Origin of the sequence: Salipiger pallidus, assembly GCF_014643635.1 — a bacterium.
Classification (GTDB): Bacteria; Pseudomonadota; Alphaproteobacteria; order Rhodobacterales; family Rhodobacteraceae; genus Salipiger; species Salipiger pallidus.
In genome coordinates this window covers 299,005-313,226 of record NZ_BMJV01000005.1, presented here as the reverse complement: position 1 = coordinate 313,226, position 14,222 = coordinate 299,005, and the positions used below count along the sequence as shown (strand labels likewise).

Annotated in this window: 14 protein-coding genes; 6 read left to right on the top strand and 8 right to left on the bottom strand. The window is 65.3% G+C overall.

Annotated elements, in window-relative coordinates; genetic code table 11:
- Positions 1–10: 10 nt before the first annotated feature.
- The 6 genes from IEX41_RS13595 to IEX41_RS13570 form a co-directional block, all read right to left on the bottom strand.
- Entirely contained in the window at positions 11–1,222 is a 1,212-nt protein-coding gene (locus IEX41_RS13595; RefSeq protein ID WP_188790795.1) for an acetyl-CoA C-acetyltransferase, read from the bottom strand.
- A gap of 72 nt (positions 1,223–1,294) precedes the next feature.
- On the bottom strand, positions 1,295–1,933 hold the full coding sequence (locus IEX41_RS13590; RefSeq protein ID WP_188790794.1) for a glutathione S-transferase family protein: 639 nt from the start codon (positions 1,931–1,933) through the stop codon (positions 1,295–1,297).
- Positions 1,934–2,405: 472 nt separating this feature from the next.
- Entirely contained in the window at positions 2,406–2,618 is a 213-nt protein-coding gene (locus tag IEX41_RS13585; RefSeq protein WP_188790793.1) for a hypothetical protein, read from the bottom strand.
- A gap of 48 nt (positions 2,619–2,666) precedes the next feature.
- Positions 2,667–4,445: an acyl-CoA dehydrogenase C-terminal domain-containing protein gene (locus IEX41_RS13580; RefSeq protein ID WP_188790792.1), complete on the bottom strand. Its 1,779-nt coding sequence runs from the start codon at positions 4,443–4,445 to the stop codon at positions 2,667–2,669.
- A gap of 55 nt (positions 4,446–4,500) precedes the next feature.
- Entirely contained in the window at positions 4,501–4,899 is a 399-nt protein-coding gene (locus IEX41_RS13575) for a MerR family transcriptional regulator (RefSeq protein ID WP_188790925.1), read from the bottom strand.
- Positions 4,900–5,276: 377 nt separating this feature from the next.
- Positions 5,277–5,648 carry a MerR family transcriptional regulator gene (locus IEX41_RS13570; protein ID WP_188790791.1) on the bottom strand — a complete coding sequence of 124 codons (372 nt, stop codon included), beginning with the start codon at positions 5,646–5,648 and terminating at the stop codon, positions 5,277–5,279.
- 115 nt (positions 5,649–5,763) lie between these two features.
- Between IEX41_RS13570 and IEX41_RS13565 the strand changes: the two genes are divergently transcribed.
- The 3 genes from IEX41_RS13565 to IEX41_RS13555 all read left to right on the top strand — a co-directional run bounded on the left by IEX41_RS13565 (position 5,764) and on the right by IEX41_RS13555 (position 8,261).
- Positions 5,764–6,204 (top strand): PaaI family thioesterase, encoded by a 441-nt coding sequence (locus tag IEX41_RS13565; protein WP_188790790.1) that lies wholly within the window; start codon positions 5,764–5,766, stop codon positions 6,202–6,204.
- A complete protein-coding gene (locus tag IEX41_RS13560; RefSeq protein WP_188790789.1) occupies positions 6,201–6,710 on the top strand; it encodes a PaaI family thioesterase in 510 nt (169 codons plus the stop codon). Before IEX41_RS13565 ends, IEX41_RS13560 begins: the two co-directional genes overlap by 4 nt.
- A 225-nt stretch (positions 6,711–6,935) precedes the next feature.
- Complete coding sequence (locus IEX41_RS13555; RefSeq protein ID WP_373285637.1) at positions 6,936–8,261, top strand: MATE family efflux transporter; 1,326 nt, start codon at positions 6,936–6,938, stop codon at positions 8,259–8,261.
- Between the two features lie 117 nt (positions 8,262–8,378).
- On the opposite strand, the gene IEX41_RS13550 is transcribed toward IEX41_RS13555, so the two are convergent.
- Positions 8,379–9,461, bottom strand: a complete 1,083-nt coding sequence (locus IEX41_RS13550) for a transglutaminase-like domain-containing protein (RefSeq protein ID WP_188790788.1) — start codon at positions 9,459–9,461, stop codon at positions 8,379–8,381.
- Positions 9,462–9,676: 215 nt separating this feature from the next.
- Here IEX41_RS13550 and trpB point away from each other — a divergent pair, with 215 nt between their 5' ends.
- The 3 genes from trpB (at position 9,677) to IEX41_RS13535 (ending at position 13,247) form a co-directional block, all read left to right on the top strand.
- The gene (gene trpB, locus IEX41_RS13545; protein ID WP_188790787.1) at positions 9,677–10,903 is read left to right on the top strand and encodes a tryptophan synthase subunit beta; all 1,227 of its coding nucleotides are present in this window, start codon (positions 9,677–9,679) and stop codon (positions 10,901–10,903) included.
- 131 nt (positions 10,904–11,034) lie between these two features.
- Positions 11,035–12,807 carry an aminopeptidase P family protein gene (locus tag IEX41_RS13540; RefSeq protein ID WP_188790786.1) on the top strand — a complete coding sequence of 591 codons (1,773 nt, stop codon included), beginning with the start codon at positions 11,035–11,037 and terminating at the stop codon, positions 12,805–12,807.
- Positions 12,808–12,902: 95 nt separating this feature from the next.
- Positions 12,903–13,247, top strand: a complete 345-nt coding sequence (locus tag IEX41_RS13535; protein ID WP_188790785.1) for a DUF427 domain-containing protein — start codon at positions 12,903–12,905, stop codon at positions 13,245–13,247.
- Between the two features lie 331 nt (positions 13,248–13,578).
- Here IEX41_RS13535 and IEX41_RS13530 read toward each other — a convergent pair whose 3' ends face one another.
- On the bottom strand, positions 13,579–14,148 hold the full coding sequence (locus IEX41_RS13530) for a CHAP domain-containing protein (RefSeq protein WP_188790784.1): 570 nt from the start codon (positions 14,146–14,148) through the stop codon (positions 13,579–13,581).
- Between the last annotated feature and the right edge of the window lie 74 nt (positions 14,149–14,222).

Below are 14,222 nucleotides of genomic sequence, written 5' to 3'. Positions count from 1 at the left end.
ATCCCCTCCTTCAAACGCGTTCGATGATGGTGGCCGCGCCCATGCCGGACGCGATGCACAGTGTGGCAAGTCCCACTTGCTTGTCCGAGCGTTCGAGCTCGTCGAGCAATGTGCCGATGATGATCGCCCCGGTGGCCCCCAGCGGGTGGCCCATGGCGATGGACCCGCCGTTGACGTTGAGCTTGCCGTGATCCACGTCGAAGGCCTGCATGAAGCGCAGCACGACCGAGGCGAAGGCTTCGTTGACCTCGAAGAGGTCGATGTCGCTGATGGCCATGCCACTGTCCTTGAGGATCTTCTCGGTCACCGGCACCGGGCCGGTCAGCATGATGGTGGGGTCGGTGCCGATCTTGGCGGTGGCGCGAATACGGGCGCGGGGCTTGAGACCGTGCGCCTCGCCCCATTCCTTTGACCCGATGAGCACGGCAGCTGCCCCATCTACGATACCCGACGAATTGCCCGCGTGGTGGATATGCTCGATCCGCTCGAGGTGAGGGTATTTCATCAGCGCCAGCTGGTCGAAGCCGGGCATGACCTCGCCCATCTCCTTGAAGCTGGGCTTGAGCGCGCCAAGCGCCTGCATGTCGGTGCCGGGGCGCATGTATTCGTCCCGCTCCAGGATGGCGACGCCGTTGCGGTCACGCACCGGGATGACGGATTTCGCGAAATGGCCGGCCTCCCATGCGGCGGCTGCGCGCCTTTGGCTTTCCACCGCGAAGGCGTCGGCGTCATCGCGCGAAAAGCCGTACTCGGTGGCGATGATGTCAGCGCTGATGCCTTGCGGGACGAAATAGGTCTTCATGGCAAGGGAGGGGTCCACGGCGATGGCCGCTCCGTCGCTGCCCATTGGCACGCGGCCCATCATCTCGACCCCGCCGGCGATATAGGCCTGGCCCGCGCCGGCCCGCACCTGGTTTGCGGCAAGGTTCACCGCCTCCATGCCCGATGCACAGAAGCGATTGACCGAGAGGCCAGGAATGCGCTCATCAAGCTCGGAGGCCAGCACTGCCGACCGCGCGAGGCAGCCGCCCTGTTCGCCCACCTGCGTGACATTGCCCCAGATCACGTCCTCGACCGCGTGGCCCTCGAGGTTGTTGCGCTCTGCCAGCGCGTCGAGCGTCAGCGCCGAGAGCCGCAGGCTGGTGACCTCGTGCAGGGCGCCGTCCTTGCGGCCCTTGCCGCGCGGGGTGCGTATGGCGTCGAAGATATAGGCGTCGGTCATTGGATTGTGTCTCCTCCGTGGGATGTCCGCCGCCCCATGAGGGGCCGCGATCATGATCGTGTCTCGGATGTATCAGGCGCGATCAGCGGGTGATCCGGGCATGAGGTCGTAGGGATGTTTCCAGCCATCGAGCCCTTCGATGTTCGAAAGCCACCGGTCGATTTGCGGCCAGTCGCTTCGGACAAAACCGAAGGGCTCTGGATAGAACAGGTAGCCGCAGCATGAGAAGTCCGCATTGGTCGGCCCGCCGCCCACCATCCACTCGCGCCCCTCGAGATGCGCGTCGAGCGTCTTGTAGGCGGCCCTGAGGCGGCCTTGGGCAAACGGGATGACGCCCTCGGGACGCTTGGCTTCGGGAAGGAAGTTCATCAAAAAACGAGTCATCCCGGCTTGCGAGCTGAGCTTGTGATTGTCCCAGAAGCACCAGCGCATGACCTCGCGCGCCTCCTCGGGAGTCTCGCCGCCGAACCGGCCGGTCTTTTCTGTGACATACATCTGGATAACGCCGGACTGGGTGAGCCTTACGTCCCCGTCCACCATCACCGGGGCCTCACCCATCTCGTTGACGTTTTGCAGGTATTCTGGCGAGCGGGTCTCGCCGCCGAAGAAATCAACCTTCACCGGCTCCCAGTCCAGCCCCGAAAGCTCGAGCGGCAGCGCCGCCTTGTAGGCGTTTCCGGATTCTCCGAAGCAGTAGAGCTTGATGGTCATTCAGGACCTCCCTTGGTCATTTTGGCGGCACCGTGGCGGGTGCGTATTTGAAAAGAGAAGAAACGCAGGAGCGCACCCGAACTGGGGGCGGCGGTAACCGGGACTTAATCATGCGTGGGCCATGCTGTTCACGCGGTACAAGCTAGCGAGCCGATGACCGCAAGAGGAGAAGCCCCGCCCCCCGGCCTGTGTTACGTCGGGGATTGATCCGCCGGTCGGGCTGGACGGGGGACGGGGTGACACGGGGAAGAGCGGACCGACTGCAGCCCGAAGGCCGGGCCCGATGTGCGGCCTGCTCTTCTTCTCTCTCCAGATACGCACCTTTTCGCCCTTTCCGTCAGTGCTCCGCATCGGCATGGATGCGGATGTCGCCAGTCTGCATCTTCTCGGCCCGGGTACGAACAGGGCCAGTCGAGAACCGTCAGCTGATATTTCTCTCCGTTCATGGTCGGCTCCGGCTAACGAACGTACCTCAGCGTTTGCGTTCCTCGAGCTCCGCATTGAAGAGGCGCAGCCGGTGGCCCAGAAGTTCGTCGTCGGTGACACTGCTGAAGTTCTCGAAGAGGAACGACAGCGCCTCGCCTTCATCGAGCCCGGCTTCCGCCGCAAAGGCCCTGAGGCCGCGGTAGCCGTCCTCGGTCATGGCAAGGTTCAGGCGGCGGGTCAGGCGGAAGCGTTTGGGCATCAGAAGCTCCTTTTGGGGGAGGTGGGCAATTGCTGCCCACCGTCCCGGTCAGAAGGCGGCCTCGTCAAGGGCCATCACTGGCGCCGCGCCGCTTTGGATGCGGGCAAGGTGCAGCGCCGTGGCGGGCAGTTGCCGGGCCATGTAATAGCGCCCGGTGGCAAGCTTGGCGTTCAGGAACGCCTTGTCACCACCAGCCTCCAGCCCGGACGTCGCCGCAAGCGCCATACGCGACCACATGAGGCCAAGGCAGACATGTCCGAAGAGGTGCATGAAATCATAGGAGCCAGACAGTGCCTCGTTCGGGTCCTTGATTCCCGATTGCATGAAGAACATGCCCGCCGCCTGCAGATCCTTACTCGCCGCCTTGAGAGGCTCGAGGAACTGCGCATCGAAGGCTTCGTCCTTGCCTTTGTTCTCGGCGATGAAGGTCTTCACCAGATCGAAGAAGCCCATGACGTGCTTGCCGCCGTCCTGCGCCAGCTTTCGCCCGACGAGGTCGAGCGACTGCACCCCGTTGGTGCCCTCGTAGATCATAGTGATCCGGGCGTCGCGCACGAACTGCTCCAGCCCCCACTCGCGGGTGAACCCCGAGCCGCCCAGCGTCTGCTGCGCCAGCACACAGGTGTCAAAGCCTTTGTCCGTGAGGAACCCCTTGATGACCGGCGTCAGAAGCGAGATCAGACCCAGCGCCTGAGCGTCCTCGTTGCGGTGCGCCCGGTCGATGAGCATGGCGCCCCAGTATACGAACGCACGGGCGCCCTCGGTAAGCGCTTTTTGGTCCATGAGGTTCCGGCGCACGTCCGGGTGCACCATGATGGTGTCGGCAGGCTGATCTGGAGACGCGGTCCTGGTTACCGCGCGGCCCTGCTGCCGTTCGCGGGCGAACCCCAGCGCATTCTGGTAGGCCACGGCCCCCTGCGCCATCCCCTGCAAGCCGACGCCCAGACGCGCTTCGTTCATCATGGTGAACATGGCGCGCATGCCCTTGTGCGGCTCGCCGATCAGGAAGCCCGTGGCACCGTCGTAGTTCATCACGCAGGTGGCGTTGCCGTGGATGCCCATCTTGCTCTCGAGCCCGCCGCAGGAGAGCTGGTTGCGCGCCCCAAGGCTGCCATCCTCGTTCACGAGGAACTTCGGCACGATGAAGAGCGAAATCCCCTTCACCCCTGCGGGAGCATCGGGCAAGCGGGCCAAGACGAGGTGGATGATGTTCTCCACCATGTCGTGCTCTCCGGCGGAGATCCAGATCTTCTGGCCGGTGATCCGGTAGCTGCCATCTTCGGCGGGCACCGCTTTGGTGCGGATGAGACCAAGGTCAGTGCCGCATTGCGGCTCGGTCAGGTTCATGGTGCCGCCCCATTTGCAGCTGACCATTTTGGGCAGGTACATGGCCTTCTGTTCGGGCGAGCCGTGGGCGTGGATGGCGTTGTAGGCCCCATGGGTCAGACCCTGGTACATGTTGAACGCCATGTTGGCAGAGCTGAACATCTCGCCCACAGCGGTCGACACGAGGTAGGGCAGGCCCTGACCACCATACTCGGGATCGCAATCAAGCGCCGTCCAGCCTCCGTCCCGGACCTGGTCGAACGCCGCTTTGAAGCCGGTGGGGGTGCGCACCACACCGTTCTCCAGCCGGCAACCCTCGGAATCGCCCACGGGGTTGAGCGGGGCGAGCACGTTCTCGGCCAGTTTCGCGGCCTCCTCAAGGATCGCGCTGGTAGTGTCGCGGTCCAGCTCGTCATAACCGGGAATGCCGGTGCTGCCGATGTCGAGGACGTCGTGCAACAGGAACTGCATGTCCTGTACGGGGGCGGTGTAGACTGGCATCCTTGCTCCTCCTCGGTGCCGTATCCTGCCTCTGAGGGCTTTTGACGGGCCGGTGTTACCCGGCCCGCTTCGTCTGTAGCTGGGCAAGCATGCGCTCGCCCCAGGCCAGCTGTTCCTTGAGATCGTCTATCGCGCCGTCCAGCTCGTCACGCTGGCGCTGCAGATCCTCAAGGCGGGCCTGCGCGATCTCGTAGGTGCGGGCGATCTGGGTGTGCTGTTCGTCCCCCATGTCGTAGAGGTCGAGCAGCTGGCGGATCTCTTCGAGACTGAACCCGAAACGCTTGCCACGCAGGATCAGCTTGAGCCGCGCTCGGTCACGACGCGAGAACAGCCGTTTCTGGCCGTCACGGCGCGGGAACAGCAGTTCCTTCTGCTCGTAGAACCGAAGGGTGCGGGGCGTCACGTCGAACTGGTCGCACATCTCGCGGATGGTCATCAATGTCTCTTCGCTCATCGGGGCCATGAACCTCTCGTTGCGTCAGGATGCAGCGGGAGGTGTGCTATACGAGACCGTCGTACAATGGGAAATCACGTTGACGTAACAGGGACGCCGCGTCACTTATAAGTTGACGTAACTTCCTTTTGCGTCACTTCGCGTAAAGGTAAGTTCCTTGCGCACGAAATCAGCGCCCGACCCGAGCGTCGGGTCCAGGCCCAGTGCTGCCGCCAGTCACGGCGCGGGCAGCGCGTGACCTGGTTACATGCAGTCGGAAGTGAACACCGTCAATGAGGCTGGGCGTATGGCAGAAGTGCTCTTCCGGGAGCTCTGGAGGCTGGCGGGCGTTGCCTCCGCCCGAAGTGAAAGACCGGCTGCAACGCTGTCCGGCGAAATCAGCCTTCGAGCGAGGCGGCCGTGTCGTCGCGCAGCACCTGAAGCTCGGCGCGGGCTTCCTCGAGCTGGCGGCGCTGGTCGTCAAGCTCGGCCAACTGGCGGTCGGCCATCTTCACCCACTCCTGCATCTGCGCCCGCGATCCCTCGCGGTCGCGCATCTCGAGCCACTGTCGGATGTCCTCGAGCTGGAAGCCGAACTTGCGCCCGCGCAGGATCAGGACCATGCGCGCCACTTCGCGCGGGCCGTAAAAGCGCGACCGACCGTCGCGCTCGGGCGACAGAAGCTCGATGTACTCGTAATAGCGCAGCGTGCGGGGCGTGACCTCGAACTTGGCGCACATTTCCTTGAAATTCAGACGGGTGTCGGTCATGTGCTCCTCCTTGCTCGGGGCGAACCTAGTCCCGCCGCACGGGCAGGGCAAGCAGGCTTGCGCAGCCTTGGCCCGGCCCGCATAAAGGCAGGGCATCACGGACAGGAGACGCGCTATGTGCGCTGACAAGACCGAGCTGGCCCGGCAGTTCATCGAGCTTATCCCGCAGGCGCGGGCGCTGGGCATGGACATCCTTCAGATAGAGGACGGCGTCGCGGTGATCCGCATGCCCTATGATCCCGCCCTCGTGGGCGATCCCGATACCGGGGTGATCCATGGTGGCGCGGTATCGACCCTCATGGACACCTGCGGCGGCGCGGCCACCATGGCCCATCCCACGAGCCCCGGCGGCACTGCGACCATCAGCCTGCGCATCGACTACCTGCGGGGGGCAAAGCCTGGCGATGCCATCACCGCCCGCGCTGAATGCTACCATATCACCCGGGCCGTCGCCTTCGTGCGCGCCACCGCGCACGATTCCGACCCGTCACAGCCGGTCGCCACCGCCACGGGCACCTTCACGGTCGAGCCCCGGCGCCCGGAGGTGACGTCATGAGCCGCCGTCCCCCCGATCCCGTTCAGGTGGTCAAGCAGCGCCGGGATGCCGCGTTGCGGGCGCTTGCCGACCGCGTGCCCTACGTGGGCTTTCTGGGCATCAGCTTCGACCGCCGCGGGGACGAGCTGACCGGCGTGCTGGCCTATGACGAGAAGCTCATCGGCAACCCCTATCTTCCGGCCCTGCACGGCGGTGTCACTGCGGCCTTCCTCGAGGTGACGGCGATCATCAGCCTCAGCTGGACGATGATGTGGGAGGACGTGGAAAGTGGGCTCCTGACACTCGACCAGCTCGAGGCCGGAGAGCTGCCGCGCCTGCCCAAGACCATCGATTTCTCGGTGGACTACTTGCGTTCGGGTCTGCCGCGCGATGCCTATGCGCGGGCCTCGGTGACACGCTCGGGGCGGCGCTATGCGTCGGTCCATGCCGAGGCGTGGCAGGACAACCACGGACGGCCCATAGCGCAGGCGAACGCACATTTCCTGATGCCCCTCCGCGAAGACTGACGGACCGGGAAGGTGTGAGCCGGTTTCGCCGCTTGCACGGGCGGGGCTGGCTGGTCTATCGCAAAGGGATCACCCGTATGTGTGCGAACGGCTTTCCCGGCGCACCCGCCCCAATGACAGGCGTGCTGCACCGGCCGCCTTGCAAAGGCCGAGCCGATGACCACAGATCCCATGCCGCAAGACGCTTCTGAAAACGCTCAGGGCGATGATCTTAAGGCCGGCCCCATGGCAACCATGGCCGACCCCGATGCGGTGACCCATCGCCGCGTGCTGCGCATCGCGATTCCCATCCTGCTGTCGAACGTTACCGTCCCGATCCTCGGGGCGGTGGACACAGGCGTCGTGGGGCAGATCCCCGCAGCTGAGCCCATCGCGGCGGTGGGCATCGGGTCCATCGTGCTGACGGCGATCTACTGGATCTTCGGCTTCCTGCGGATGGGCACAGTGGGCCTAACCGCGCAAGCGGCGGGGTCCGGGGACCGGGCAGAGGTTTCGGCGCTGCTGACTCGCGCGCTGATGGTGGGCCTCGGGGGCGGGCTGGTGATGATCGTCGCGCAATGGTTGATCTTTGCCGCCGCCATGGCGGTCTCGCCGGCTTCGCCCGAGGTGGAAGCGCTGGCCCGCGACTACATGGCGATCCGCATCTGGTCCGCCCCCGGTGCCATCGCCATATTCGGCATGACCGGCTGGCTCATCGCGCAGGAGCGCACCCGCGCGGTGCTGGTGCTGCAACTGTGGATGAATGCCATCAACGTGGTGCTCGATGTGGTCTTCGTGCTGGGCATGGGCTGGGGCGTGTCGGGCGTGGCGCTGGCCACCTTCATCGCCGAATGGTCCGGTTTCGCCATGGGGTTGTGGCTCTGCCGCGAGACGCTGCGCGATGCCGCGGCGCGCAACTGGGCCCGGGTTTTCGATCGGGTGCGGTTGAAGCGTATGGCCCTGCTGAACTCGGACATCCTGATCCGCTCGCTGCTGCTCGAGTCGGTTCTGGTGTCCTTCCTGCTGGTTGGAGGCCGGTTCGGAGACGTCACGCTTGCCGCCAATCAGGTCCTCATGCAGTTTCTCATGATCGCCGCCTATGCCCTTGACGGATTTGCCTTTTCCGCCGAAGCGATGGTGGGTCGGGCATATGGTGCGGGCAGGGTGGACAGCCTGCGCCGCTCGGCACTGCTGACCTCGTACTGGGCTGTCGGCATCAGTGTTCTGCTGTCGCTTGCGGTGGCCGTCGCGGGGCCTCAGATCATCGCTCTCATGGCGACGGACGAGGGCGTGCGCACCGAGGCAGCGCGGTATCTGCCGTGGATGATCGCGGTGCCTATCGCGCAGGTACCTGCCATGATGTTTGATGGCATCTTCATCGGCGCCACCCGGTCACGGGACATGCGCAACATGATGATCCTGTCGGCAGGGCTGTATTTCGCCTGTCTGCTGGTGCTGCTCGGACCGCTGGAAAACCACGGACTGTGGATCGCGATGCTGCTGTCGTTCCTTGCGCGGGGCGGAACGCTGGCGCTGCGCTACCCGGCGCTGGAGCGCTCGGCGGCCCGGTGAGGGGCCGCCGTCTTGTCACATGCCGGCCCGCTGATGGGCCGCCGCTTTGGTCACGCGCCGGCCCTCTGACGGGCCGGCGCTTCGTTGCGCCGGGCTGACCCCGGCGGGGCTGACGGCTTAGGCCGGGACTTCCTCGGCGGTGATGGTGTAGACGAAACTGTCCGCCGACAGGCTGTCCTGCTCAACGCCGTCGATTTCCGCCTGCGGGTACATCAGGAACGGCAGGGTGCCGAAGGATGCGCCGGGCAGGTCCACGTCATGGGCAGTGTTGTAGCAGATCCAGTTGCCCTCGGCGGCACCGAAGAGGCCTTCGCGGGCGTCGATCACCTTGTCATCTGCGAGGGTCAGCGTCTCGGGCGGCTCCTGCAGGATGACCTTGCGCACATCGGCGGGGTCGGCGGGCACCCAGCCGGCGCCTTCGATGAACACGTCGGCGCGGCAATGCTGTGCGCCGGTCACGTTGGTCGATCCGGCGCCAAGGCTCTTGTAGCCGAAATCGGACGGCGCCACCCGCAGGCCGTAGAGATCGCGGGCAGGCAGGTCAGCCGCCCGGGCCAAGCCCACGAACAGCGCGTTGAGGTCGGCGCATTTGCCGGAAAGGTCGCCCGATTGCAGCATGGTCGCCACGTCGCCAAGGCCGCAGCCACGGGTCTCGGGGTTGCGCTCGGAGCTTTCCACGACCCAGTCGTAGACCGCGCGAGCCTTATCGAGGTCGGTGTCAGCGCCTGCCACGATCTCTTCGGCGGTGTCGTGCACGATACCGGTGGTGGGGATGAGATCGGTCGCGGCGGTGTTGTGGGCGCGCGCCTCGTCAGACAAGGTTGCGCCGGTGGCCGACAGATCCGCCTTGCGGCTCTGGATCGACACGCGGCTCGTCACCTCGAGAACGGCGGGGGCATCACCGGCCTCCCAGACCGCATGGACGTAGGCGATGCCTTGAGCGTCATCCTGAACCAGCTCGGCCTCGGCCCCATCGGCGGTGAAGGTGGTGTCCCCGAGGCGCTGCCAGTCGTCACTTTCGAAGGACGGCACAGGCACCCAGGCCTGCGCAGGTTTGCCGCTCCGGGGCAACTCAACGCAGGTGGTAAGGGTGAATGTGCGCCAGCCTTCGGGCTCGGGCGCGTATGCCGCATGGGCGATGCGGGGCAGCAGGGCGGCGGAACTGGCGCTCAGCAGCAGGGTACGGCGGGTGAGGGTCATGGCGGCCTCCGGATGTGATGGATGTGTTGGGCTATAGGGGCCCAGGCCGTTTCGGGCAAGCCGCACGCGCCCCGGGCGGTGATTTTGCGGCAAAGATCGCCGCCAGCCCGGTGCCGGGGCTGGTCAATCGTGCGAGCTGCGGTTTACATGGGCGCAACTGCAGCACAAGTACACTGTGCAGACAATTGTGCGGACAAGCGACACGGAGAGGCGCGATGGACGATCTTTTCAACTCCTTCATGAACGGGCCCGACGAAAAGGGACGCTTTGGCATTCACGGTGGGCGCTTCGTGTCCGAGACCCTGATGCCGCTGATCCTGTCGCTCGAGGCCGAATACGAGAAGGCCAAGACCGACGACAGCTTCTGGGCCGAGATGGACGATCTGTGGAAGCACTACGTGGGCCGCCCGTCGCCGCTCTACTATGCCAGCCGCATGACCGAAGAGCTTGGCGGCGCCAAGATCTACCTCAAGCGGGATGAACTGAACCACACCGGCGCGCACAAGATCAACAACGTGCTGGGCCAGATCATCCTTGCCCGCCGCATGGGCAAGACCCGGATCATCGCGGAAACCGGCGCGGGCCAGCATGGCGTTGCCACCGCCACCGTCTGCGCCAAGTTCGGCCTGAAATGCGTGGTCTACATGGGCGCCCATGACGTGGAGCGTCAGCAGCCCAACGTCTTCCGCATGCGCCTTCTGGGCGCCGAGGTGGTGCCCGTAACCTCGGGTCGTGGCACGCTCAAGGATGCCATGAACGACGCGCTGCGCGACTGGGTGACAAACGTGCGTGACACGTTCTACTGCATCGGCACCGTGGCCGGGCCCGCGCCGTATCCCGCGATGGTCCGAGACTTTCAGTCGATCATCGGCAAGGAGGTGCGCTGGCAGCTGCCCGAGCAGGAAGGCGAGGGGCGTCTGCCCGACACCATCATCGCCGCCATCGGAGGCGGGTCCAACGCCATGGGCCTGTTCTACCCGTTCCTCGACGACAAGTCGGTGAAGATCATCGGCGTCGAGGCCGGGGGCAAGGGCGTCGACGAGAAGATGGAGCATTGCGCTTCGCTTACCGGCGGGCGCCCGGGCGTGCTGCACGGCAACCGCACCTACCTTCTTCAGGACGACGACGGACAGATCCTCGAGGGCTTCTCGATTTCGGCCGGGCTCGATTATCCGGGCATCGGGCCGGAACATGCGTGGCTGCACGATGTGGGCCGGGCGGAATACGTGTCGATCACCGACAAGGAGGCGCTGGAGGCGTTCCAGTTCTCGTGCCGGACCGAAGGCATCATCCCCGCGCTCGAACCCAGCCACGCGCTGGCGCAGGTGATGAAGATCGCGCCGACTTTGCCCAAGGACCACATCATCGTGATGAACATGTGCGGGCGCGGCGACAAGGATATCTTTGCCGTGGCGCAGCACCTCGGAGAAGACATCTCCTGACCGCCTGACGCAGGGTCCGGGGGCGGCATCCGTCACGCCCCCGGCCTTTCTAGGGCTGCCGTCGTGCCTGCTGCCGTGGCCGCCCGTTCCCGGGCGGATCAGCACCAAGACAGCACCTCGAAAGGCGCCACATGTTCCAGGATTTCAGCCAGACCGCCCGCCCCGAACAGGGGCCACCCCGCCTTGCCGCGCTGCGCCGCGAGATGGAGGCCGAGGGGCTGGCAGGCTTCCTCGTGCCCCGCGCTGACGCCTATCAGGGTGAATATGTCGCCCCGCATGACGACCGGCTGGCGTGGCTCACGGGCTTCACCGGCTCTGCGGGCTATTGCGTGGCTCTGCAGGCCAAGGCGGGCGTTTTCGTAGACAGCCGTTACCGGGTGCAGGTCAAGACGCAGGTCGCCGATGTTTACACCCCGGTGGACTGGCCCGAGGTGGGCCTTGCGGAATGGATCGCCGACAACCTCCCCGAGGGGGGCGACCTCGGCTTCGATCCGTGGCTGTTCTCTCTTGACCAGATCCGCAGGCTCGAGGACGCGCTGGACGGCGTGACCCTGCACCGCTGTGACAATCTCGTGGACCGCATCTGGGACGACCAGCCCGAGGCCCCCGCGGGCGCGGTTGCCGCACAGCCTCTTGACCTGGCGGGTGAGGCGCACGAGGCCAAGATCGACCGGCTCGCGAAGGGTCTCGAGGCGGCGGCCTGCATCATCACGTTGCCCGACAGCATCGCGTGGCTGCTGAACATCCGAGGCACCGACATTCCCCGTAACCCGGTGCCCCATGGCTTTGCGCTTTTGAACCGGGACGGTACGGTCGAGCTTTTCATGGACGCCGCCAAGCTCGAAGGGTTGGGCGACCATCTCGGAGACAAGGTAAAAGTGCTGCCGCCCGAAGGCTTCATCGCCGCCGTGGCGACGCTTGGGGGCAGGGTGCAGCTTGACCCCGCGACCTGCCCGGTGGTGGTGGCCGAGGCCATCACGGGCGAGATCATCGAGTGCGCCGATCCCTGCCTTCTGCCCAAGGCTCGTAAGAACGCTGCCGAGCTGGAAGGCGCCCGCGCCGCCCATCTGCGCGACGGGGCGGCGATGGTGCGCTTCCTTGCTTGGGTAGATGCGCAGGCCCCCGGCAGCTTTACGGAAATCGACGCGGTGAAGGCACTCGAAGGGTTCCGAACCGCCACCAATGCGCTGCGCGACATCTCGTTCGAGACGATCTCGGGCAGTGGTCCCAACGGTGCCATCGTCCATTACCGCGTCACCGAGGACACGGACCGCACCGCGCAAGACGGTGAGCTGCTGCTGGTCGACAGTGGCGGGCAATACGTGGACGGTACTACGGACATCACCCGCACCATCGCTATCGGCACCCCCGGTGACGAAGAGCAGGAGGCTTTCACCCGTGTTCTCAAGGGCATGATCGGCCTGTCGCGGTTGCGCTTCCCCAAGGGCCTTGCGGGGCGTGACATCGACGTTCTTGCCCGCGCGGCGCTGTGGGATGTGGGCTGGGATTACGGCCACGGCACCGGCCATGGTGTCGGCAGCTACCTCAGCGTTCACGAGGGGCCGGCCCGCATCGCGCGCAGCGGCACCATCGCATTCGAGCCGGGAATGATCCTTTCCAACGAACCGGGCTTCTATCGTGAGGGATCTTATGGTATCCGCATCGAGAACCTCATCGCGGTAGAAGAGGCGCCCGAGCTGAACGGCCAGGTCGTCCCCCGCATGTTGCGGTTCGAGACCCTCACATGGGTGCCGATCGACCGCCGGCTCATCCGCAAGGAACTGCTGACGGAGCCCGAGCGTGACTGGCTCGACAGCTACCACGCCGGTGTGCTGGAACGGATCGGCCCCCTCGTCGAGGGTAATGAAGCGGAATGGCTGAAGCGGGCCTGCGCGCCGCTGTGATAATGTCCTTGCCGGGGTGACCGGACGGGCAAATTGACACAGGACTGTGACAGGTCGGCTGGTATAAGCTCCGCAAGGACACGGGGAACAGAGACATGTTGAAACAAATTTCCATCCGCCCGGCATCGGGCACCTGGGTCATCCGCGCAGGCGGTGCCGTGCTTGGTGAAAGCAGCCGGGCGATCGAACTGACCGAAGGGGAACGCCCCTACGTCATCTACTTCCCGCGCGAGGACATCGCGATGGCCTTCCTCGAGCCGTCCGCTTACCGCTCGGAAAGCCAGCTGATCGGGCAGGCGACGCATTTCGACATCGCCTCCAAAAGCCGAACCTACAAGAACGCGGTCTGGTCCTACGAGGCACCTTCCGACGAGGCCAGCGAGATCGCCGGCTACCTCGCCTTCGAGGTGCAGGACGGTGTGGCCGTCGAACAGATCTGAAGGTCGGGCACAGGCGGCATTGCCGCCAGTGCAGAGAACAGGGGCGGTGCTGCGGCGCCGCCCTTTTCTTTGGCGGCGAGGTGCCGACCCTGACCACCGGACAGGCGCCACGCGAAGGGTCGCTTCGCTCAAGACGCAGGCCATGGGTGAGGGTGGGCCTCAGGCCCAGAAGGCGCGGCCGCGACGGTGCAAGCGCAGCGAGTGGCTTGATGAGGCGCCACCGATCCCGCCTTGCACGATGAGCACCGTCGACGCAGGCTGATGACAGCGCAACGAAAAGGGGCGACGCCTTGGCATCGCCCCTCGTGTTCCTCTGCGCCTCGGCGCCGGGTCAAAGACCGGCAGTCTGCGGGTAGATGAAGCCGTTGATCGGGTAAGCTGAGCCATAGGCGCCCGGGTTGCTTTCGAGCTTGACCGAAGACCAGTCGCCGGCGGCGGAAACATCGATCACCGACATGCCCAGAGACACCTTGTTGCGGCTCCAATTGGCGTGGTCGATGCGGATCTCGCGGTCCGACACCACCTTGGACACCACGGCCACGTGGCCCATGGGCATGCCGCGGGTGGCTGCAAAGGCCATCACTGCGCCCTCGAACGGGGCCTTGCCGCGTTCATAGAGGCCGGCGGCCTTGCCCCACCAGGTGTTCGCATTGCCGCGGATCTGGACGCCGCTGGCGTTGCGGGCGAAAGGCACACACCATACGCGGGCGCCTTTCGACTGCAACTCCTTGACCTCGCGAAGCGCCATGGCGCGGCGGTCGAGGTCGATGCCCTGAGACGCGTAGGCGATCTCGGGGCCAGATTTCGTTTCGGGTTTCGTCGAACAGGCCGCCGTGGCCAACATCATCACGCACAGTACAGGCAGGCCGAACTTGGCCTTCATGGAGCTGGTCACGCTCATCTGTCCCTCGAATTGTTTTTTCTGCCCCGCGCCATTGTTTCCAGCGCGCATCACGTTTCTTGACGATCTGTTAG